This window comes from Rhodococcus sp. IEGM 1379, assembly GCF_030056815.1.
Classification (GTDB): domain Bacteria; phylum Actinomycetota; class Actinomycetes; order Mycobacteriales; family Mycobacteriaceae; genus Rhodococcus_F.
Genome location: NZ_JASHKR010000066.1, coordinates 1 through 22535, shown reverse-complemented (window position 1 = coordinate 22535; position 22535 = coordinate 1). Strand labels below are relative to the sequence as shown.

The 22535-nt window shown below is 60.8% G+C and carries 16 protein-coding genes and 1 pseudogene; 12 read left to right on the top strand and 5 right to left on the bottom strand.

The window, feature by feature from the left end; genetic code table 11:
• A partial coding sequence (locus QM600_RS23440; protein ID WP_283263968.1) for a glutamate synthase subunit beta occupies window positions 1-1376 on the bottom strand: 1376 nt, incomplete at its 3' end.
• Window positions 1369-5967 carry a glutamate synthase large subunit gene (gene gltB / locus QM600_RS23435; protein WP_283263966.1) on the bottom strand — a complete coding sequence of 1533 codons (4599 nt, stop codon included), beginning with the start codon at window positions 5965-5967 and terminating at the stop codon, window positions 1369-1371. The genes gltB and QM600_RS23440, both read right to left, overlap by 8 nt.
• A gap of 494 nt (window positions 5968-6461) precedes the next feature.
• Between gltB and QM600_RS23430 the strand changes: the two genes are divergently transcribed.
• Window positions 6462-7904, top strand: coding sequence for a phytoene desaturase family protein (locus QM600_RS23430; protein ID WP_283263965.1), 1443 nt, complete (start codon window positions 6462-6464; stop codon window positions 7902-7904).
• A 165-nt stretch (window positions 7905-8069) separates the two neighbouring features.
• Here QM600_RS23430 and QM600_RS23425 read toward each other — a convergent pair whose 3' ends face one another.
• The gene (locus QM600_RS23425; RefSeq protein ID WP_283263963.1) at window positions 8070-8228 is read right to left on the bottom strand and encodes a PIN domain-containing protein; all 159 of its coding nucleotides are present in this window, start codon (window positions 8226-8228) and stop codon (window positions 8070-8072) included.
• A complete protein-coding gene (locus QM600_RS23420) occupies window positions 8213-8461 on the bottom strand; it encodes a type II toxin-antitoxin system Phd/YefM family antitoxin (RefSeq protein WP_283263962.1) in 249 nt (82 codons plus the stop codon). Before QM600_RS23420 ends, QM600_RS23425 begins: the two co-directional genes overlap by 16 nt.
• A gap of 269 nt (window positions 8462-8730) precedes the next feature.
• On the opposite strand from QM600_RS23420, the gene QM600_RS23415 reads away from it, so the two are divergent.
• Both QM600_RS23415 and QM600_RS23410 read left to right on the top strand, forming a co-directional pair.
• The gene (locus QM600_RS23415; protein ID WP_283263961.1) at window positions 8731-9042 is read left to right on the top strand and encodes a DUF4357 domain-containing protein; all 312 of its coding nucleotides are present in this window, start codon (window positions 8731-8733) and stop codon (window positions 9040-9042) included.
• Window positions 9043-9183: 141 nt separating this feature from the next.
• The gene (locus QM600_RS23410) at window positions 9184-10260 is read left to right on the top strand and encodes a TauD/TfdA family dioxygenase (protein WP_283263960.1); all 1077 of its coding nucleotides are present in this window, start codon (window positions 9184-9186) and stop codon (window positions 10258-10260) included.
• 67 nt (window positions 10261-10327) lie between these two features.
• Here QM600_RS23410 and QM600_RS23405 read toward each other — a convergent pair whose 3' ends face one another.
• Window positions 10328-11443, bottom strand: a complete 1116-nt coding sequence (locus QM600_RS23405; RefSeq protein ID WP_283263959.1) for an NAD(P)-dependent alcohol dehydrogenase — start codon at window positions 11441-11443, stop codon at window positions 10328-10330.
• Between the two features lie 59 nt (window positions 11444-11502).
• Here QM600_RS23405 and QM600_RS23400 point away from each other — a divergent pair, with 59 nt between their 5' ends.
• From QM600_RS23400 to QM600_RS23360, 9 genes and pseudogenes are all read left to right on the top strand, one after another.
• On the top strand, window positions 11503-12948 hold the full coding sequence (locus tag QM600_RS23400; RefSeq protein WP_283263958.1) for an aldehyde dehydrogenase family protein: 1446 nt from the start codon (window positions 11503-11505) through the stop codon (window positions 12946-12948).
• A 73-nt stretch (window positions 12949-13021) separates the two neighbouring features.
• Window positions 13022-15196: a cytochrome P450/oxidoreductase gene (locus QM600_RS23395; protein WP_283263956.1), complete on the top strand. Its 2175-nt coding sequence runs from the start codon at window positions 13022-13024 to the stop codon at window positions 15194-15196.
• A gap of 192 nt (window positions 15197-15388) precedes the next feature.
• Entirely contained in the window at window positions 15389-16441 is a 1053-nt protein-coding gene (locus QM600_RS23390) for an LLM class flavin-dependent oxidoreductase (protein WP_283263955.1), read from the top strand.
• Window positions 16438-17082, top strand: coding sequence for a cysteine hydrolase family protein (locus tag QM600_RS23385; RefSeq protein ID WP_283263954.1), 645 nt, complete (start codon window positions 16438-16440; stop codon window positions 17080-17082). Before QM600_RS23390 ends, QM600_RS23385 begins: the two co-directional genes overlap by 4 nt.
• A 20-nt stretch (window positions 17083-17102) precedes the next feature.
• On the top strand, window positions 17103-18443 hold the full coding sequence (locus tag QM600_RS23380) for an NtaA/DmoA family FMN-dependent monooxygenase (protein WP_283263953.1): 1341 nt from the start codon (window positions 17103-17105) through the stop codon (window positions 18441-18443).
• Window positions 18444-18713: 270 nt separating this feature from the next.
• The gene (locus QM600_RS23375; protein ID WP_283263952.1) at window positions 18714-19418 is read left to right on the top strand and encodes a flavin reductase family protein; all 705 of its coding nucleotides are present in this window, start codon (window positions 18714-18716) and stop codon (window positions 19416-19418) included.
• A gap of 27 nt (window positions 19419-19445) precedes the next feature.
• Complete coding sequence (locus tag QM600_RS23370) at window positions 19446-20522, top strand: BMP family ABC transporter substrate-binding protein (RefSeq protein WP_283263951.1); 1077 nt, start codon at window positions 19446-19448, stop codon at window positions 20520-20522.
• 3 nt (window positions 20523-20525) lie between these two features.
• The gene (locus QM600_RS23365) at window positions 20526-22184 is read left to right on the top strand and encodes an ABC transporter ATP-binding protein (protein WP_283263950.1); all 1659 of its coding nucleotides are present in this window, start codon (window positions 20526-20528) and stop codon (window positions 22182-22184) included.
• Window positions 22181-22535 (top strand): annotated as a pseudogene (locus QM600_RS23360) (hypothetical protein); the annotation flags it as partial. The gene QM600_RS23365 and the pseudogene QM600_RS23360, both read left to right, overlap by 4 nt.

The window sequence follows — 22535 nt, the reverse complement described above, 5'->3', positions numbered from 1 at the left end:
GCTGCTGCGGAACGTCCCTCGGCGATGGCCCAGACGATCAGGGACTGACCGCGGCCCATATCGCCGGCAACAAAGACGCCGTCGATGTTGGTATTCCACTTGGACGTGCGGGCGACGTTGCCGCGCTCGTTCAGGTCGACACCGAGATCGGTGAGCAGACCCGGCTTTTCAGGTCCGACAAAGCCCATGGCCAGGAGTACGAGATCCGCTTCGAGCTCGAAGTCCGAGCCCTCTACTTTCTCGAAGCGACCCGACTTCATCTCGACCTCGTGAGCCTTGAGGCCGGTGACCTTGCCGTCGACACCGACGAAGTTCTCGGTGTTGACGGAGAACAGGCGCTCGCCGCCCTCCTCGTGAGCCGAAGCCACGCGGTACATCAACGGGTATGTCGGCCATGGGGTTTGCTCGGCGCGAGTCTCCGGCGGACGCGGCATGATCTCGAACTGGTGGACGCTGGCTGCGCCCTGACGGTGCGAGGTACCGAGGCAGTCGGCGCCGGTGTCGCCGCCGCCGATGATGACGACCTTCTTGCCTTCAGCGGTGATGGTGGGAGCGTCGAGGTCACCCAACTGCACGCGGTTGGCGATCGGCAGGAACTCCATCGCCTGATGAATTCCGTCGAGTTCGCGGCCGGGGATCGGCAGATCGCGGGCCAAGGTAGCGCCGCCGGCCAGAACCACGGCGTCGAACTGCTCGCGCAGCTCGTCGGCCGTGATATCCACGCCCACATTGACGTTGGTCTTGAAGACGGTGCCTTCGGCTTCCATCTGCTCGAGACGGCGATCGATGTGGCGCTTCTCCATCTTGAACTCGGGAATGCCGTAGCGCAGAAGGCCGCCGATGCGGTCTTCCCGCTCGAAGACCGTCACTGCGTGACCGGCGCGGGTCAGCTGCTGCGCTGCAGCCAGACCAGCGGGACCACTGCCGACAACTGCGATGCGCTTGTTGGTGGCGCGTGCAGCACGAACCGGCTTGACCCATCCCTCGTCGAAGGCCTTGTCGATGATCTCGACCTCGACCTGCTTGATGGTGACGGGATCCTGGTTGATGCCCAGGACGCACGACGCTTCACACGGTGCAGGGCACAGGCGACCGGTGAACTCCGGGAAGTTGTTGGTCGCGTGCAGACGCTCGACGGCGTCGTGCCATTGGTCCTTGTACACCAGGTCGTTCCACTCGGGAATCAGATTTCCGAGGGGGCAACCGTTGTGGCAGAAAGGAATTCCGCAGTCCATGCAACGGCTGGCTTGGGTTTTGAGGGACTCCTTCGGAAACTCCTCGTACACCTCTTTCCAGTCGAGCAGGCGCAGTGGAACGGGACGACGGACCGGCAATTCGCGCGAGCCGTGCTTCAGGAAACCGCTTGGATCACCCACGAGCTGCCTCCATGATTGCCTCGTCGACGTTTGCGCCGCGAATTTCGGCGTCCTTGATTGCCATCAGTACCTTCTTGTAATCGCGCGGCATAACCTTCGCGAAGTGGGTCACCTGCTGGGACCAATCTGCGAGGATTCGCGCAGCCACCTCGGAACCTGTTTCGTCGCGGTGCCTTTCGATGGCACTCTTGAGCCAGACGTACTCGTCGCCTTCGAGGTCCTCGAGGTCTACCAACTCGGTGTTGAGGTTGGCTTCGAAATCGCGGTCCGGGTTGTAGACGAACGCGACGCCACCGGACATGCCGGCACCGAAGTTACGGCCGGTCTTTCCGAGAATGACCACCTTGCCGCCGGTCATGTACTCGCACCCGTGATCGCCCACACCCTCGACGACAGCAGTGGCGCCGGAGTTACGGACTGCGAAACGTTCGCCGACGATTCCACGCAGTAGAGCCTCACCGCTGGTGGCGCCGAACAGGATCACATTGCCACCGATGATGTTGTCTTCGGCGACAAAGCCTTCCGCTGCATTGAGCGGCGGCCGTACGACGATGCGTCCACCCGAAAGCCCCTTGCCGACGAAGTCGTTGGCGTCGCCGTTCAGGCGAAGGGTCATACCGCGGGGCACGAAAGCACCGAAGCTGTTACCGGCACTGCCGGTGAACGTGATGTCGATGGTGTTGTCGGGCAAGCCCTCTCCACCGAACGCCTTGGTGACCTCGTGGCCGAGCATGGTGCCGACCGTGCGGTTGACGTTGGTGATCGCGGACTCGAATGCGACCGGCTCACCCTTGTCGAGTGCGTTGCGTGCCGCGACGATCAACTGCTGATCGAGTGCCTTGTCGAGGCCGTGATCCTGTGTGCCGGTGCAGTGGACGTCCTGGTCCATGAACGCGGACTCGACCTGGTGCAGGATCGGCGACAGATCGAGATTGCCGGCCTTGCTTCCCTTCCAGTGTGCGAGAGCGCGCGTGGTGTCCAGCATGTCGACCTGGCCGACTGCTTCGAGCAGCGTGCGGAAACCGAGTTCCGCGAGAAGCTCACGAACCTCTTCGGCGATGAACATGAAGAAGTTCTCGACAAATTCCGGCTTGCCGCTGAAACGCTGTCGCAGCACGGGGTTCTGCGTCGCGACACCCACAGGGCAGGTGTCGAGGTGGCAGACGCGCATCATGATGCAACCCGAGACAACCAGCGGCGCGGTGGCGAAACCGAACTCCTCGCCGCCGAGCAGAGCAGCAACAACAACGTCGCGGCCCGTCTTGAGCTGACCGTCGACCTGCACGACGATACGGTCACGAAGACCGTTGAGCAGCAACGTCTGCTGGGTCTCGGCGAGGCCGAGTTCCCACGGTGCGCCTGCGTGCTTGACGGAGGTCAGCGGGGTGGCACCGGTGCCACCGTCGTGACCGGAGATCAGAACGACGTCGGCGTGCGCCTTGGAGACACCGGCCGCGACGGTTCCGACGCCAACTTCGGAGACCAGCTTCACGTGAACGCGGGCCTGCGGGTTGGCATTCTTCAGATCGTGGATCAGCTGAGCGAGATCCTCGATCGAGTAGATGTCATGGTGCGGCGGCGGCGAGATGAGACCGACGCCCGGTGTGGAGTGCCGAACCTCGGCCACCCACGGGTACACCTTGTGAGCCGGAAGCTGGCCGCCCTCACCAGGCTTGGCTCCCTGCGCCATCTTGATCTGGATGTCGGTGCAGTTGGTCAGGTAGTGCGACGTGACACCGAAGCGTCCCGACGCGACCTGCTTGATGGCACTTCGACGCGAGTCGCCGTTTGCATCCGGGATGAAGCGTGACGGATGTTCGCCGCCCTCACCGGAGTTGGAGCGGGCGCCCAGACGGTTCATCGCGATAGCGAGGGTCTCGTGAGCCTCGGCGGAGATGGAGCCGTAGCTCATCGCACCCGTCGAGAAACGCTTGACGATCTCGCTGGCCGGCTCGACCTCGTCGATGGAGATGGAGGGCCGCTTGCCGATGTTGAACTCGAAGAGGCCACGTAGTGCTGCAAGACGCTCCGACTGGTCGTTGACCAGGGTCGTGTATTCCTTGAAGACCTCGTATTGCCCTGTGCGAGTGGCATGCTGGAGCTTGAATACCGTGTCCGGGTTGAACAGGTGGTATTCGCCTTCACGACGCCACTGGTACTCGCCGCCAACTTCGAGCTCGCGGTGAGCGCGCTCTTCGGGACGGTCCAGGTACGCAATGCGGTGACGTGCGGCTACGTCGTCGGCAATCTGATCGAGGCCGATACCGCCGAGATGCGACTGCAGACCGGTGAAGTACTCGTCCGTCAGCTCCTGCGAGAGGCCGATGACCTGGAACAGCTGAGCACCGGTGTACGACGCGAGTGTCGAGATGCCCATCTTGGACATCACCTTGAGAACACCCTTGCCGGCAGCCTTGATGTAGTTGGCGATGCCCTTCTCGATGGTCAGACCCTCGAGCTCACCGTTCTGAAGCAACTCGTCGACGGTTTCGAAAGCCATGTAGGGGTTGACCGCTGCGGCACCGAAGCCGAGGAGAAGCGCCATGTGGTGCACCTCGCGGGCGTCGCCGGCCTCGACGATGAGGCCGACCTTGGTCCGCGACTTCTCGAGAACCAGGTGGTGATGCACGGCGGAGGTGAGGAGCAGCGACGGAATCGGCGCGTAGTCCTCGGTGGACTCGCGGTCCGAGAGCACGATGATGCGTGCGCCACCCTCGATTGCCTGCGACACCTGGTACTTGATGCCTTCGAGCGAACGACGGATACCGTCGCCGCCTTCCTTGGCGGGGTACAGGCCGCGGATCACGACGCTGCGGAAGCCCGGGAACAGGCCGTTGTCGTTGACGTGAACGAGCTTCGACAGATCGTCGTTGTGCAGGATCGGCTGCGGAAGTGCAATCTGCTTGCAGGAGTCCGCATTCGGATGCAGCAGGTCGCCTTCGGGGCCGATGGTGGCGCCGAGGCTGGTGACAACCTCTTCACGAATCGCGTCGAGCGGTGGGTTGGTGACCTGAGCGAACAGCTGCGAGAAGTAGTCGAACAGCATCCGCGGACGTGCGGAAAGCACGGCGATCGGAGTGTCGGTACCCATCGAACCCAAAGCCTCGGCACCCGAGAGAGCCATCGGCTTGACGAGGAGGTTGACCTCTTCGTTGGTGAATCCGAAGAGCTGCTGACGCAGAACCGCACGCTCGTGCGACATGTACGTGTACGGGTGATCGGGCAGGTCGTCCATGTGGATCAGACCTTCGTCGATCCACTCCTGGTACGGCTGCTCGGCTGCGAGTTCGGACTTCAGTTCGTCGTCGCTGATGATCCGGCCCTGCGCCGTGTCCACAAGGAACATGCGGCCGGGCTGGAGGCGGATCTTCTGGACCACGGTGGACGGGTCGATCGGCAGAACGCCGACCTCCGACGCCATGACAACAAGGCCGTCTTCGGTGATCCACAGACGCGACGGACGCAGACCGTTGCGGTCCAGCACAGCGCCGATGACGGTGCCGTCGGTGAAGCACACCGACGCCGGTCCGTCCCACGGCTCCATGAGCGCGGAGTGGTATTCGTAGAACGCCCGACGAGCGGGGTCCATGCTCTCGTGCTTCTCCCAGGCTTCCGGGATCATCATCAAGATTGCGTGCGGGAGGCTGCGGCCCGCGAGGTGCAGCATCTCGAGCACCTCGTCGAAACGAGCGGTGTCACTGGCGCCCTTGGTGCAGATCGGGAAGATCTTGTCCAGGTTTTCGCGGCCACCGAAGACATCGCTGTCGATGAGGGACTCGCGAGCGCGCATCCAGTTCTCGTTGCCGGTGACGGTGTTGATCTCACCGTTGTGCGCAACGCGTCGGAACGGGTGTGCCAGCGGCCACGACGGGAACGTGTTGGTGGAGAAGCGCGAGTGGACCAAACCCAAGGCGCTCTCGACACGGTCGTCCTGCAGATCCAGGTAGAAACCCTTGAGCTGTGGCGTCGTCAGCATGCCCTTGTAGACAAATGTCTGACCGGAGAGACTGGGGAAGTACACAGTCTCGCTACCGGGGCCGCCCTTGCCGGCGCCTTCGGTGCCGAGTTCGTGCTCGGTGCGCTTACGCACGACGTAAGCACGACGCTCGAGGTCCATGCCCGTGAACTCGTCGCCCTCGGAACCGATGAAGATCTGACGGAACGTCGGCATGGCGTCGCGCGCCAATGCGCCAAGCGAAGAGTCGTCGGTTCCGACCTCACGCCAGCCCAGAACCGTCAGGCCCTCTTCGACGACGATCTTCTCGACCGCAGCAGCGGCCTCGTGAGCATCCGTGTCGGCCTGCGGCAGGAATGCGATACCCGTTGCGTACGCGCCTTCGGCGGGCAGCGGGAAGTCCACGACAGCTCGGAAGAACTTGTCGGGAACCTGCAGCAGGATGCCCGCGCCGTCACCCGTGTTGGGTTCGGAACCGGCAGCACCGCGGTGCTCGAGGTTCACCAGAGCCGTAATCGCCTTCTCGACGATGTCTCGACTGCGGCGACCATGCATGTCGACAACAAACGCGACACCACAGGAGTCGTGCTCGTTGGACGGGTGATAGAGGCCTTGGGGGCCTGGAAGTTGCTTCATACCTAGCCTTCGTATGCCATAAAGATGCACCGACGACCAGCAGCGCTGATGGCCATCAACTTGCAATGCAAGTCAGTAAAGAGCACCGACACGACGATGTGTCGGTACCGGGTTGAAACGTCTGCGAGACAACCGTGTAACAAAAACGATAATTCAGAACCCCGGCATGTGCGCAACTAAGGTAGCCCTATGTTTGCCCTGAACTGCGACGATGCTGACGCCCGAGAGCGCCTCGAAGAGATTCAGGGCTGCGTTTCGTGCAGAAAGTTCCGCTTCACAGGATACCGAATCCCCAGGCAAGCAGGCTATGCGGGAGACAAAAGGGCGATAAATGCAACAACTGGCCGCAGCGATAAAGATCAGCTGCGGCCAGTGTGCTTGGAATTCTAACAAAAGTTGAGCGATCAACCAAGGGGTCGTCCTCACTTTTTGTGCGACTAATGCCATTGATGTGATTTGCGTACGCTCACTGCAAGGAAACGAGGTGTCAGACAATGACAACCGCAGTGGTGGTAGGCAGCGGCCCCAACGGGCTGGCCGCGGCAATCGAACTTGCACGCAGCGGAATCGAAGTTCATGTCATCGAGGGCGCCGACAAGATCGGGGGCGGCACCCGCAGTAGTAGTGAGTACATCGTCGACGGACTCATCCACGACGACTGCTCCGCTTTTCATCCCACCGCTCTGGCCTCACCGTTTTTCAGGGAACTCGACCGGGAATTCACCCTCGCCGATCACGGACTGACATGGCTTTGGCCCGAAATCGACCTCGTTCACCCGCTTGACGACGGCACCGCCGGCGTTCTGTGGCGCGATATCAATCGAACCGCAGACGGACTGGGTGTCGACGGTAAGAAGTGGCGCAGCGTCTTCGGATACCTCTCCGTGAACTTCGACGAATTGGTGCAGGACGTCTTTCAACCGGTCATTCATGTGCCGAAGCATCCGCTGACGCTCGCACGTTTCGGTGCCGGAGCACTCCTTCCCGCTACCGCCCTTGCTCGTATCTGGCAGACCCCGCAAGCACGTGCACTGTTCGGTGGCGTCGCTGCGCATATGTTCGGGTCACTGAATGCACCGCTGTCCAGCGCGGTCGGATTGATGCTCGGCGCCGGCGCCCACGCTCACGGTTGGCCTGTGGCACAAGGTGGTTCGGGCGCAATTGCTGCGGCACTGGCGTCAATTCTGCGCAGCCTTGGCGGTACAATCGAGACCGGAAACTGGGTCACCGACTTTTCTTCGTTGGTCGGCTACGACATCGTGATGCTTGACCTCGCGCCCGATGCCGCCGCCCGACTCCTCGATGGTCGGCAGCCTGATCGCATTGCACGGGCCTACCGCAAATACCGCTACGGTCCCGCCGCCTACAAGGTTGACTACGCCGTGCGCAGTGACTCCGACGGAAGCGTCGTACCGTGGACCAATCCCCACGCACGGAAAGCCGGAACCCTGCATCTAGCCGGAACGATATCGGAAACGGCTGCCGTGGAGCGTCAGACCGTACAAGGTTCCATGCCTGGGAAGCCCTTTATCCTATTGGGTCAGCAGTTCCTCGCCGATCCCTCTCGTTCGGTCGGAGACATCCATCCGGTCTGGGCCTATGCGCATGTGCCGCACGGTTATTCGGGCGATGTCACCGAGTCGATAACCCGGCAGATCGAACGCTTCGCTCCGGGATTCCGGGACCGGATCGTCGGTACTCACGTTCGTAACGTCCCGCAAATGCAGGCGTACAACCCCAACTACGTCGGCGGGGACATCTCGGCCGGCGCGAATACCCCGCGGCAGATCATCGCCAGACCCAGATTCGGGCTCAATCCATATGCCACCGGAGTTCCGGGCGCCTTCCTCTGCTCGTCGGCAACGCCCCCGGGCGGCGGCGTCCACGGAATGGGCGGATACAACGCTGCTCGGGCGGCACTGAAATCACGGGGCTGAAACGTCCCCACGGGGACGCCGACTCACACAGATTCGATGTGGAGCAAGTGTTCGATTCCTCGCAGGTCATCCGCGTTGCGGGTGATAAGTCGAGCATTGTGCGCGGGTGCGGTCGCGGCGACCATTAAATCAAGCGCCCGCGGCTGGGGCTTACGACCGTGCGCTTTACCGCAGAGCGCGTTGTTCTGCCGTCGAAGCAACCAGAAGACCGAAGTGCAATTCAGCCAAACTCACTGCACTGATCGCTAATTCGCCGTCCAGCGGCGGTACGTCGTTCGCGATGAGAATACTGGTATCCAACACTGACTTCACTGCTGCGACCACGGATCAACGATCGGGTCGTGCATCAGGGTGCGATCTTTCGCCCATTCCGGGTCGGTTCTTATGTCGAAAATTTCGGCAACTTCTTCACATGAGCACCATGCCCTCTTTCCAGCTGGACCGAGAACAGCGCTCGGCCGGCCAGCGACGGTAATCAGCATGGTCTCTCCCGTCTCGGCACGTTTGACGTAGTCGCTAGCATGCTGCCGGAGTTCCTTCAATCCCAAACGCTCCATACCCGATAGCAGCACTAGTGCTACGCGCCAAATGATGCGTCATGGGGAGCGACGTTGAAGGCAGGCGATTGACGGCCGAAACGTACCGGCGGGGACGACATAACTCGCAAATCAGTCGTGCTCCCTTGGCTAGAGTTTGGGCGACCAATTTTGCAGCACAAAAAGTTTCGAATCTCAGGAGCCGAACGCAGCAATGGCACGGACTCAGACAATTCAAATTCACCTTCCCACCGGCAATCAGTCATCGAATCCCCACACACCGGAGCCGCATGAAGCTGACTGCCTGGAATATCTTGAAACCATCGCGGTGTTACTCGCGACGCTCGGTGCCCCATCCTCGAACTCTCGGTAGCATTGCCGGTGCCGCCGACAACTGGACCCGCAGCACTCGTGAACCCCTGCGCATTGACGGTATTCTGAAGATCGATGGCGCGGAACTTGTATTCGTCAAAGATCATCTCTTCAAGACTCCTGGCGGAGCAGGCGCAATCCTTGTCGGACGCCGAACGCAGGGACATGAGGGGTGGAAGAACGCTGAGGGGCTGTCGATCAATCCGATCGAAATCCCGGCGCTTTGTTAAATCCTCGGAACAGATCATCGACTGAGCCTCCTAGCGATTGACAGCACCAGCGAACCGCCCGATTATCTCGTAGTACGAGATGTCATATTGCAATGACGTACGGGCGTCTCGGATCGTGACATCGACACCTAAGGAAAAGTCATGACAACCCGCACTTTGGAGCCGATCACCGGTCCCACCGCCTGGCGCGGTGACGAGCTCGTTAAGACCGATGAATGGATCTACCACCTGTCCGACGCCGAGAGGGATGAACTCGAATCCGTCGGAAGGAGATTCGTCGCCGACGACCCGGACCTGCGCACGGTCGTAGCCGAGCAGTATCCCCTATCCGCGTGCTCTGATGCGATCGCCGAATTCGGGTCGGTTATGGACTCCGGCCGTGGGTTCGTCCTTGTTCGCGGTCTTCGAACCGAGGAATACGGTGACGAGGTTGCCGGTGCGATCTTCTTCGTCATGGGGCTGCACTTGGGAGTTCCCATGAAACAGAACGAGGTCGGGGATCTACTCGACCACGTCATCGCTTCGTCGAACAAGACCATGGACGATCCGACCGCCCTGCCATCCCGTGTTCGAGACCGACTCCCGTTCCACTCCGACAGCTCCGACGTCGTAGCGCTGATGTGCCTGCGCGGAGCCAAATCCGGCGGCGCCAGCAGCCTGGTGAGCGGAACGACAATCTACAACGAGGTTCTGCGGCGTCGACCCGATCTCGCGCCGATGCTGTTCGAAGACTGGTACTTCGACTGGTACCGGCAGGACCACGACGCACCCGCCAAGGTGTACGCGAGTCCGATTGCCAGCTACGTGGACGGCACCTTCTCGACGTACGCGGGTCACTCGATCATCAAGTCCGCGCAGGATTACCCCGAGGTTCCCCGTCTCACGGAGGCGCAGATCGAACTCCTCGACCTGTACGACGAGATTACACAGGAACCGGGCATGGCCATCGACATGGACTTTCAGCCCGGCGACGTGCAGTGGCTGCTGAATTACGCTGCACTGCATTCGCGTACGTCTTACGATGACTATCCCGAGCCCGAGCGCCGCCGTCATCTTCTCCGCTTGTGGCTCAAGCGGGATGTCGACAGGCCGATCGTCGAGGGTTTCGGGAAGAACGCGGTGGTGCAGGGACGTGACGAAAACCGTGGCACCGTGAACACCGAGCGCATCAAGCACATCTCCAGTGCTGTTGTTCCGGACGATAGCTGGGGCGCGTAGCAGGCCTTCCATTATGGCGCCCACCCGAATTCTTTTCGGGTGGGCGCCATTCGTATGTACGGCATTGCTACTCCATGACGAGCACGGCCTTACCCACTGTTCCTTGACTAACTGCCTCGAGTGCCTTGTCGATGTCGGCAAATGCAAACTTGGACAACAACTTGTCGACAGGAAAGAGCCCGTCGCGGCGTAGTTCGAGTAACTGCGGAAGGAAGGTCTCCGGCACACTGTTGCCGGCCGTAATTCCTGTCACCGTTCGGCCGGCGAGAATAGAGCGCCACTCGAAGGACATCTCGGGACTCGGCCCCACTCCGACAACCCCGCAACGACCGAGCGGAGCGAGGGCTGACACCGCGTTGCGAAGTACGTCTGCCCGACCGGTGGCATCGATAGTGAAATCGAAACCGCCCGGGGCGATCTCGTTCAAGATCGACAATAGATCCGGATTGTCGCTTCGCACCGTATGCGTGGCACCAAAGCCCTTGGCCTGTTCCAGTTTTGCATCGCTGACATCCACCGCCACAATCGCACCGCATCGCTCGATACCCGCGGCCATCACGGCAGCGGCACCCACGCCCCCCACTCCGAACACTGCGATCGTCGAATCTGGTTGAGGTTTCAGCACATTCATGACAGCACCAGCACCGGTCTGGAAGCCGCATCCAAACGGACCGACAATATGAAGATCTGTGTCGTCAGGCACCCGAACAACACTGGTTCGTCGGGCGACTACCCGCGTCGCGAACGACGACTGACCGAGGAAGTGCCCACCAACCAGCGATTCCGGATGGTTACTTCCCGAGCAGGAAAGAGCAGAAGTCCCGTCCGGGCGGGAACCGATGAAGTTGTACGTCCAGAAATTCGTGCAGTACGCGGGAGCGCCTGATCGGCATGGACCACAGTTGTCACACCGCGCAAACGTCATCGTAACCTTGTCGCCCACAGCAAGATCGGTGACGCCTGAGCCGAGCGCTTCCACCGTTCCAGCACCCTCGTGGCCGAGCACTACCGGCAGGTCCATCATCGTCGAGAACTCGAGGTCGGTACCGCAGATTCCCGAACTCGACACTCGCACAAGCACTTCATTCGGTCCCGGGCCGGCGAGGGTGAGTTCTTCGAGACAGAAAGGCCCTCCCGGATTCCGAACCACGGCCGCTGTCACGGAGTAAACATCAGGTTTCATTGTCTTAGAATAAGAGATACTGTCTTGACTTGCGCGACGAAACTGCAAGTATTTACAGCATGGACATCGAAGTTCCCGAGCGGGCTCATTTCATCGACGGCACCTGGCTCCTGGCACAGGGCAACGGAATTGCGCTGACCGACCCTTCCACCGAAGACGCCTTCTTCACGGTTGCTCGCGGCGACGCTTCGGTTGTCGATCAAGCAGTCGCATCGGCCCGCGGTGCAGCATCGGGTTGGGCCGCAAAGTCGGCGTCCGAACGCGGTGCGATCCTTGCCGAGTGGGGCCGGGCACTACGAGAGAATGCCGAATCGCTGGCAGCCCTGGAGGCCCGCGATGTGGGCAAGCCGATGTGGGGCGGTTCGATGAACATCGCGATCGCCACCTCGATCATCGACTACTTTGCCGGGGCCGCAGACAAACTCACCGGTGCCACTCTCCCCACCCGGACACCGGATTTCCACGGCTACACACTGCTGCAACCCTTAGGGGTGTGCGCGGTCATCACACCGTGGAACGTTCCCGCGGTCTTGACCGCAGCCAACGTGGCACCCGCCCTCGCGGCCGGCAACACCGTTGTACTCAAACCGTCGGAAGAGGCGCCTCGTGTCGTGCTCGCACTGGCTGCGCTCGCGGCAAGAGTCGGCCTACCCCCAGGCGTGTTCAACGTAGTCACGGGCTTGGCCGACGCCGGTGCCGCACTCACCACGCACCCCGATGTCAATCACATTTCGTTTGTCGGATCCACTGTCACGGGTCGAGCAGTGATGCGCGCAGCAGCCGAGTCGTTGGTTCCCGTAAAACTCGAACTCGGCGGCAAATCTCCCAACATCGTGTTCGCCGACGCAAACCTCGACGTGGCACTGCCAGCCATCGTCGCGTCGATCACCGAGAATGCCGGTCAGAATTGTTATGCCGGTTCACGTTTGATGGTGAGCTCCGAAATCGTGAGTGAGGTCCGGGAGCGGGTCGTGGACTTGATGCGGGCAGTGCGCGTCGGCGCGTGGGACACCGATGTCGATATGGGCCCTCTGGTCAATCTCGCTCAGTACGAGCGTGTCCTGGGATTTCTCGACGGGGCACCGGCCGAGGGCGGCAACATCCTCACGGGCGGTGGCAGACCGGCCGGTACCGGCAATACCGGTTGGTTCGTCGAGCCCACTGTGATCGACAATGCCGAAGCGTCGTCTCGGATCATCCGGGAAGAAATATTCGGCCCCGTCCTTGCCATTCAAACCTTCTCCTCGGACGCAGAAGCACTCTCGATCGCCGACGACACCGACTTCGGATTGTTGGCCTCGATCTGGACCAACGACGTCTCACGCGCACTACGTATGGCAGCACAGGTCCGAACCGGCCAAGTGTCGGTGAACCAGTTCGCGGACTCCGGCGTCATCGGATTCCCGTTCAACATGACCAAGGACAGCGGATTCAGCGGTGGCGGTGGCTACCTCGCGATGCGCGAGTACACCCAGGAAAAGGGGGTGGCAATACGCCTTCTCTGATGCTCGTTCGCCTGGCCCTGTGGCGCAGCCGGGAAACACTGCGCACGAGATTCGATGCCCGAAGGCTCTCATCATGACCACTCATTTCGCCAACTCCCCCTTCGACCACCATTCCGACGAATGCAACGCCGACCCCGTGGCCTACTACCGCGATCGTCGATCCACTTGTCCCGTCGGCTGGACCGACGCGCACGAGGGTTACTGGTACACATCGCGATGGTCCGACGTCGTGAAGATCGCGCGTGACGACAAGACCTTCTCGTCGGAGCGCCAGAACCCCGGTGACGGAATATCGTTTGTCATCCCACGCGGGGTAGGCCTTCCCCAGTTCCCCATCGAACTCGATCCCCCGAAGTCAGTGGCGTACCGAGACCTGGTCAATCCACTGTTGACTCCAGACGCCGTGGAATTGTTGAAGCCGATGATCGCGGAGCAGACGACTCGCATCATCGACAAGTTCATCGAATCGGGTTCGTGCGACCTGGTCGACGATCTCACAAATCCGTTGCCGACTGCCGTGACGTTGGCCTGGCTCGGTTTTCCCGAGGAAGACGGTCCCCGGTTGGCCGGTCCCGTGCACGATATCTTTGCTGCGCCGGCAGGCAGTGAACGTTCGATGCGTGGGGTCGAAGGCTTGGGCTATCTCGAGCAGAGAATCCGCGAATTACTCGCAGCACGACGAGAAGCCCCCGCACGCGACGTCCTGACCTATCTCGTGACAGCAACACATCCGGAGGGTCGCCCCTTCACCGACGACGAACTGGTTTCGGTGACCTACCTCCTGGTGGCCGGAGGTGTCGACACCACAACATCACTCACCGGATCAACTCTCGTCTGGATGGCCAGAAATCCCGACGAACGCGAGAAACTCGTCAATCAGCCAGAACTTCTCGAGCAGGCAACCGAAGAATTTCTCCGGGTGTTCGCGCCGTCGCAATCGATGGCACGCACCGCTACCGCAGACACCGAGGTGGACGGCTGCCCGGTGCGGGCCGGCGAGCGAGTTCTGATGTCCTGGGTAGCGGCAAACCACGATCCCGAAGTCTTCGAGGAACCGGAAACCGTTCAGCTCGATCGTGATGCACGCAGACATCTGTCGTTCGGCATCGGTAGCCACCGTTGTCCCGGAGCTCATCTGGCCCGAGCCATGTTCACCGAGATGACAACCCAGGTGCTGACCCGCCTACCCGATTACCGAATCGACGAATCAGCACTCGTTCCCTATCCGACGCTGGGCAACCAAGCGGGCTGGGATCGTGTTCCTGCCACCTTCACTCCAGGCACCACATCCGAGTCGACGCGCGGACGCACTGTCCGTGTCGAGGCAGTTCGCCGCATCGCTGATGAGGTTGTCGAACTGACTTTGGAAGATGTTTCAGGGCTCCCACTTCCGTCGTGGGCCCCGGGCGCCAATCTTCCGATCACTTTGCCATCGGGTACTCGCCGGCAGTATTCGCTGTGCGGAGATCCCGGCGACTCACAGAAGTACCGAATCGCTGTACTACTCGATCCTCGAGGGCGCGGAGGGTCACTGGAGGTACACGAGCATGTGGTCGAGGGATGCACCATGAAGGTTGACCTTCCCCGAAATAATTTCAAACTGGAACCGGCACTCGACTACATTTTCATCGCCGGCGGCATCGGCGTAACACCGATGATTCCCATGGTGAAAGCTGCTCTAGCGCAAGGATCATCGGTATCGATGGTCTATTCCGGGCGAGGCCGTGCGCTCATGGCATACGTCGACGAGCTGACGGAACTGCTCGGCGACTCGTTAACCGTCGTCGACACGACAATTTCGGGACGGGTCGACATGGCCACCTGGGTCAGCGGCCGGGGCGCAGCGACTCTTGTCTATTGCTGTGGGCCGACGACAATGATGGATTGTGTCGAACAGTATTGTGCTGCAGCGGGTTCACTGAGCCGGTTCCGCCGAGAGCACTTCGCCGCCACACCGGGTCGATCGTCCGATTCCGATGACCATCCGTTCTCGGTCACGTTGGCACGCAGCGGGGTCACGATCAACGTGGCCGCAGATCAAACCCTTCTGGATGCGATTGCCGAAGAAGTCCCGGGAATCTCCCGCGACTGCCTGGACGGGTACTGCGGAGCCTGCGAGACACGAGTACTGGCGGGCAAACCGTTGCACCGGGACTCGATTCTGACGCAACAGGAACGCGCACAGAACCGATCTATGTTCGTCTGCGTGGGACGCGCACAGGCCTCGGGACTGGTGCTCGATGTGTGATGACATGTTCAATCAATCGTAACGACAATGCCTGTGCCGTAACAAATTTACGATAGAATCGCTAATGTCAACGATCCCTGCGGGCCGTCGACATCATGCTTCCGCCCGCTCTGTACGCCCCCAGACCTGTTCCGGAAGGTACTCGGCGGGGCCTACAGGAGTAGGGACTTCCTGCACCCCAAAGGCGTGAGCATGAACGAACGCGACTACGGCATTTTTCTTCCTATCAGCAACGGCGGCTGGATCGTCTCCGACACGGCACCGAAGATCGAGGCGACCTACGACTACAACCGTGAGGTCGCTGTTGCAGCAGATCAATTGGGCTTCGATTTTATTATGTCGCAAGCTAAATGGCGTGGATACGGCGGCCGGACGGACCATTGGGGTCGCACCCTCGAGTCGATGACGATGATGGCCGGACTGGCCGAGGCAACCGAGCGAGTGAAGATCTGGTCCACCGTACACACCATTCTGTTCAACCCGGCGATCATCGCAAAGATGTTCACCACACTTGACCAAATCAGCGCCGGACGGTGTGGCATGAACATCGTAGTCGGATCGTTCTCGCAGGAATTCGCTCAGATGGGTATGTGGCCCGAGGAACTCGATCATGCTTCGCGATACCGCTATTCGGAAGAATGGACGCGGATTCTTCTGGACCTGTGGAGTAAGGACGAAGTCACCCACCACGGCGAGTTCTTCGATCTGGATCAATGCTCGTCGAGGCCCCACCCCGCCGTGACGCCGACGTTGATCTCCGCTGGCCGCTCCCCCGCCGGGCTTGCGTTCCAAGGAAAATACTGCGATGCGTCGTTCCTGTCGGCACATGATTTGACCGGCTTGCGTCAAGTGAGCCGGGAAGCCAAGGACGCTGCGACGGAACACGGCCGGTCATTGAAGACATACGCGATGGCCACCGTCGTCCTGGGTGACACGGATGCCGATGCCGACCGGCGCTACGAACTCTACGGCGCCGGCGCCGATCAGGAAGCCCTGCAGAACATGGCGATCGCGTACGGGATGCCGGTCGACAAGAATGCGGCCCCCGGCGCGAAAGCTCAGGAACAGAGCGGTTTTCAAACCGAGGTCATCAAAGGATCAGCAGAAACCGTCACCTCCAAAATCGAAGAGATGGTCGAGTACGCGAAACTCGACGGTTTGATGCTCATCTTCCCGGACTACGTTCCCGACATGACGGCATTCGCCGCAGCCGTTCTTCCGTCACTCTCAGCGGTGAGCGCATGAGCGACCTTCCCGGCGACGTGTCGTCGGGAGCATTGCTCCTGATCGACATTCAGAACTCTTTTGCCGACCCGGCCCACCTCGAGTGGGCGCCGCCGGAAGGTCGCGCCGCCGTCGCCGCTGCCGTTCGGAATGTGGGCTCGCTCGTCGACGCCACTAGGAACGCCGGTCTGAAAGTTATGTGGGTCAGATTGATTCAAGATCCGGAGCACCCCTGGCCTGCGTCACTCTGGTTACGTGGTATCGACCTGGAACAATGGCCGAGCACAGCCGAACCCTGCGTGGCCGGGACGTCAGGTGCAGATTTCTATGCGCTGCACCCCGATCCGGGAGAAACGATTGTGACGAAGTCGCGGTACAGTGCATTCTTCGGAACAAGTCTCGACTCTGTACTGACGGAATTGGGTGTCGAATGGCTGCTTGTCGCCGGCCTTACCACCGAATGCTGTATCCAGACAACAATTTTCGATGCGGTACAGCTCGGCTATAAGGTTCTCCTGGTCGAGGATGCCGCTGCCGCTTACGAATCGGCGGTGCACGATGGCGCGGTCACGGCGTTGACCATGCACGCGGCCGGTAAAATCACCACCGCAACGGCCGTTCGAGAGTTGACCGTGCACGCCGACGTCGGCACTCCGCAATGACCCCGGGTGCACAATCTCCCATGGCACTGGCCTTTGATCTCTCCTTCACCCATACCGAGGGACGGTGGAACGTACCGGGTTCGTGGACGGGCGCTGACTATCCCGATTTGCACATGTTCACCGAACTCGCTCGAACGGCTGAACGTGGCGGCATCGACATGTTGTTCTTCGGTGACGGTGTCGGAATACCGGATACGTGGGAGAACTCGGCTGACGCTGCGGTGAAATGGGGAATCTCGTGGCCCCGACACGACATGTCACCGATCATCGCCGCGCTTGGCCAGGCGACATCGAAGATCGGTTTCGGGCTGACCTACTCCTCGACTTACATGCACCCGTTCTACATCGCTCGTCTCCTCAATTCACTGGACCATGTAACGAACGGACGAATCGCGTTCAACGTCGTTGCTTCCGCCCGCACCTCCGACGCTGCGAACTACGGTTTCGATCAATTGATGAATCACGACATGCGGTACGAACGTATGGAGGAGTTCATCGATGTCTGCCAACGATTGTGGGATTCGGTCGAACCCGATGCGATTGTCCGCGACCACACGACGGGGATCTTTGCCGACCCTGCCAAAGTGCATCGTCTGGACCATCACGGAAAGCACTTCCACGTTCGTGGCCCGTTGCCGAGTGTTCCCAGCCCTCAGGGAAAACCTGTTCTGGTACAGGCTGGTTCGTCACCACGGGGAATCCGTGCGTCTGCGGCGTTTGCGGACATCGTGTTCGGTTCCGGTGGACATCATGCCTCCCAGAAACGCCACCGGTCCGAGCTGAACACAGCCTTACAGAACGCCGGCAGGGATCCCGCGTCCGTGGGTATCCTCTGGGCGATCCAGGTGGTGTTGGGCGCCAGCAGATCCGAAGCCGTGGCGCGGCGCGAGGAGATGCTCGGGATGCTTCCAATGGAGGGGGTCGGCGCATATCTGTCCTACAACACCGGATTCGATTTCTCCGTGCTACCTCGATCGTTCGTTCTCGGTGAGTTGCGGGCGTCCATCGTCGCCGCGCAAGGTACACAGTCGGGATTCGTAGACCGGCTCATCTCCGACCGCGGCGCCGAAAGCCGGCTCAGTAGAGACGAATTCTTCGACGAAGGCTGGCGATACTCGACCGGGTACGACCAGACCATCGCAGGCACCGCGTCGGAAGTCGCCGACGAAATGGCGGAACAGTTCGAGGTGACAGGCTCGCGTGGCGGATTCATGATCTCGAATCCTTTGCGGACGCCGGGCGCAGTCGGCGACGTAGTCGACTACCTCGTCCCGGAACTGCGGGCCAGGGGCCTGCGCTCTGACGACTATGTCGGTTCCACACTGCGCTCGAATCTTCTGGGGTCGAGCCTACAGAAATAGGGGGTACGCCGTCTCGGGATAGACGACGGGTGAGCGTGAAATCGAAGGGGTTGTCCGGCATCAGCGCCGGGCAACCCCTTTGGCAATAACCACACCAATTACATGTTATCTATCTCTGCTGCAATATCTTTCATTACAGCTGCATTACGGCGCTTAACAGTGTGTTTCGTTTCGCGCGAGACGCCTCTCCGCGATTGACACTCTGAGGACAAACAGAAATCATCTCATAAAGCGGGATGCCATCCCGTATTGAGGCAAAGGATGAACAAGGTGACTACGCCACAGCCCCTCATGAGCACTCACACCGCGGCTCGACACGTGATCGATCTCGCGACCCGGACCTCAGCCCAAAAGCAGGGACTGCTCTCACACCTGATCATCCCCCGACCGATCGCGATGATCACAACCGTTGACGAAGACGGAAGAATCAACGTCGCACCGTTCAGCTACTACATGCCGGTCAGTGGCGAGCCACCTACGATCGCCGTCACGATCGGAAGTCTGCGTGAGGCGACGGACGCACCGAAGGACACCTGGGTCAATATCGAACGAACCGGAGAGTTCGTCGTCAATGTGACCGGGCCGGCAATGGCCGATCACATCGAGGCAGCTGCACGTGAGTACCCGAACGACGTGTCGGAGTTGGACATCACCGGGTGGACGACCACGGACTCACAGGTTGTTTCGGTCCCATCGCTTGTCGACAGCCCCGCGAATCTCGAATGCCGAGTTCTCGAAGTCATCGATCGGGGCGATCCCACGGTTCGATTCTCCGGTGTGCATATCGTTCTCGCAGTGGTTGTTTCGATCACAGTCTCCGAAACGATACTGGCGGAACCTGATCGCATAGACCCGACTCTCGTCTCGCCGATCGGCCGAATGGGATTCCCACATTTCGTTCAAGCCGACTCCGATGCGCTCTTCTACCAAGAACGTATTTCATACGCGGATATCACTTCCGCTCATAATTCCTGACCGAGCCACGCCCCCGGAGGGTCTCCCATGTCACGATCACGATTCATCCACACAGCGGCTATAGCGTGTGTCACGCTCGCTGCACTCACAGCATGCTCTGACCGTGCAAGCAACGACGCTGCCTCTGCCGACGCATCATCGGGATCGACGACTACCGGATCACAGCCAGACGTCAACGGCGACGGCAAAGTTGTCATCGGTGTGATCAGCCCCGGCGACCTCAACGACAACGGGTACTACGAGGCCTTTGTCTCGAGCGCCCAGGAGTTCGTCGACGACAACGGCTGGACCTTGATCAAGGTCGGCTCGGTGAACCCGGCCAACGCTCTCGAACAGGCCCGTAACCTGTGTCGACAGAATGTCGATCTCGTCGCAATCGCAGCGCAGGAACTCAAGGACGCACTACCGGCAGCCGAAGAGCCCGTCTGTTCGAACACCAACTGGTACACGCCATCCGGCGCCGGGATCAAGCCCACTTCGCGCGTGACGGTCTCGAAAGACTACGTCAACGAAGCCATGCTGGCTGCCGGATACGCCAATGGAATCGTCATGCGAGACAACAAGGAAACCAAAGCCGGGTACATCACCGGCCCGGAACTCGACTTCTCCGTCATGGCAGCCAAGGCATTCGGTGTCGGGATTCGACAGCTGGTGCCCGAAGCGACCCTGACAACCACGTACACCGGCGACTTCAACGACTCGGCTAAAGCACGTGAGGCCGCACAGGCCCAGATCAGTCAGGGAGTGCAGGCACTGTATCCCTACCTCGGCGGTGCAACCGACAGCGTCGCCCAACTCGGAACCGCCAACGGAGTATTTCTTTCCACACCGGGTACCGACCGCTGCGCCGAATCCGACATCAACTGGGGAGTATCGGTGATTTTCGATCCCGGCGCATACTTCGCTGCTGCTCTCGCCGAATTCAAGGACGCCAACCTCCAAATGGGCACGGTCCGGGAATGGCACCTCGGTAAGGACACCGTTCCGACCGTGAAGTTGTGCAAGGGAACCGATCAACAGAACGCCGAACTCACCAGCTTCATCACCAAGGTCGGTACCGGCGAGATCGTGCCGGACGACGTCATTGCCGCATCCGGCGCGTAAACCATGACTCGCCAACATGTCCCGGTATCGGGTGGCCGACCACCACTGACCGAAGTCCTCGAGAACGGACCCCTGTCCGAAGCTCCCGAGATCAGTTCGTCGCCGCCCGCTCTGGTCGCACGAGGGATCACCAAGGCATACGGATCGGTTGTGGCCAGCGATGCAATCGACCTCACCGTTCGCGAAGGTGAAATCCTCGGACTCCTCGGCGAGAACGGCGCGGGCAAGTCCACCTTGATGAAGATCCTGCTTGGGCTGGTCCAGCCAGATGACGGAACAATCCTGCGGCACGGCAAAAGAGTGGAAATCAAGTCACCGTACGACGCTCTGACCCTCGGAATCGGCATGGTGCACCAACATTTCAGCCTTATCGATGCCCTGACAGTGTGGGAGAACACCGTCCTCGGAGAGCGTGGGGCCGTTAACAGGGACCGCGCGTGCACCGAAGTCGAAGAAGTTTCCCGTCGATACGGACTACCCATCGATCCGTACGCGGTAGTCGGGGAACTGTCTGCCGGACAGCGCCAGCGAGTAGAGATCGTGAAGTGTCTGCGCCGAGATCCTCAGATCCTGATTCTCGACGAACCGACATCGGTCCTGACGGCCGCGGAGTCGAGTGAGCTTTTCGACGTGCTGCGAACTGTAGTATCCACCGAGAACCGAGCAGTAGTGCTCATCAGTCACAAGCTGGCCGAAATTTCGGCGGCCACGGACCGCGTGACCGTACTCCGTAAGGGACGCGTCGTCTTTCGTGCTCCCACCGCGGAGACCACACCACAGATGCTGGCGAAGCAGATGGTCGGCCGGGAGGTTTCGCTCGATCACTCGGCACCGGCACTCGGAATAGTGCTCGATCGCGCCGCAGCCTCGTCCGACGCTTCGTCTTCAGCGGGCGAATCGGCGTCCGTCACCGAGCCACCGGCCCTGGAGATGGTGAACCTGACTATGACCAATCCGGATGGGCGGGCACTCCTCGACGGAGTGACCCTCAGTGTGCGGCGCGGAGAGATCGTCGGACTTTACGGGGTTGAGGGAAACGGCCAGGCCGAGTTGGGTGACGTGTTGTGTGGCCTGGTTCCGTCGGCAGGCGGTGAACTCAAGGTGTTGGGCGAAACCGTGTCGATGTCGCGGCCGGGAGCACTGCACAAAGCGGGAATCGGCGTCATTCCCGAGGATCGGCATCGCTGCGGAGTCGTCCTGGATCTGAGCGTGGCGGATAACCTTGCACTCAAAGATATCGGCACACTTTCTACTCGAGGATGGTTACGCCGCAAGGCAATTCGTCGGCACGCGCAGGCACTGGTCGAGCGTCACGAAATATCGACTCCGTCCATCGACACACCGCTTCGAAACCTGTCGGGCGGCAACCAGCAAAAAGTCGTACTGGCGCGCGAGCTTTCGGCGAACCCCAAGGTCCTCATCGCGGCGCAACCCACCCACGGGCTCGATATCGGCGCCATCGAGAACATGTACGCGCATCTGCGGCGCGCCGCAGAGCAGGGCGTCGCAATCTTGCTGATCAGCACCGAACTGGAGGAGGTCACCGCATTATGTTCACGGATAGCAGTGATTTCGGATGGCCGGATTGCGGGAGTCGTACAGACCGCTGAGGCAAGTGCAGAACGCCTCGGAATGCTCTTGGGTGGTGAGGAAGCCGCATGAGTACATCATCGATACTGGAGAAGCCCTCTCCCTCGCCACCGTCGACTCCCCGACCCGCCTCCGATCAGATCCGCCGCTTAGTGGCGAAGATCGCGCCCGGGCCGGGCGCACTCGCACAGGCCGGGCTCACGGTGATCGCACTCGCCGTCGCTCTCTTGTTGTCCACCCTCCTCGTGGCTGCGACGGGCGGTTCGCCGGGCGCCGTCGCCACAGCCCTCGTCGAAGGCAGCATCTCCGACGCCGCGTCCTGGTCGCAAACGCTGCTCGCTGCCGCACCCCTGCTGATCGTGGCCGTCGGCGCCTGTGTGGGTAACCGTGCGGGCGCATTCAACATCGGCCAGGAAGGGCAAG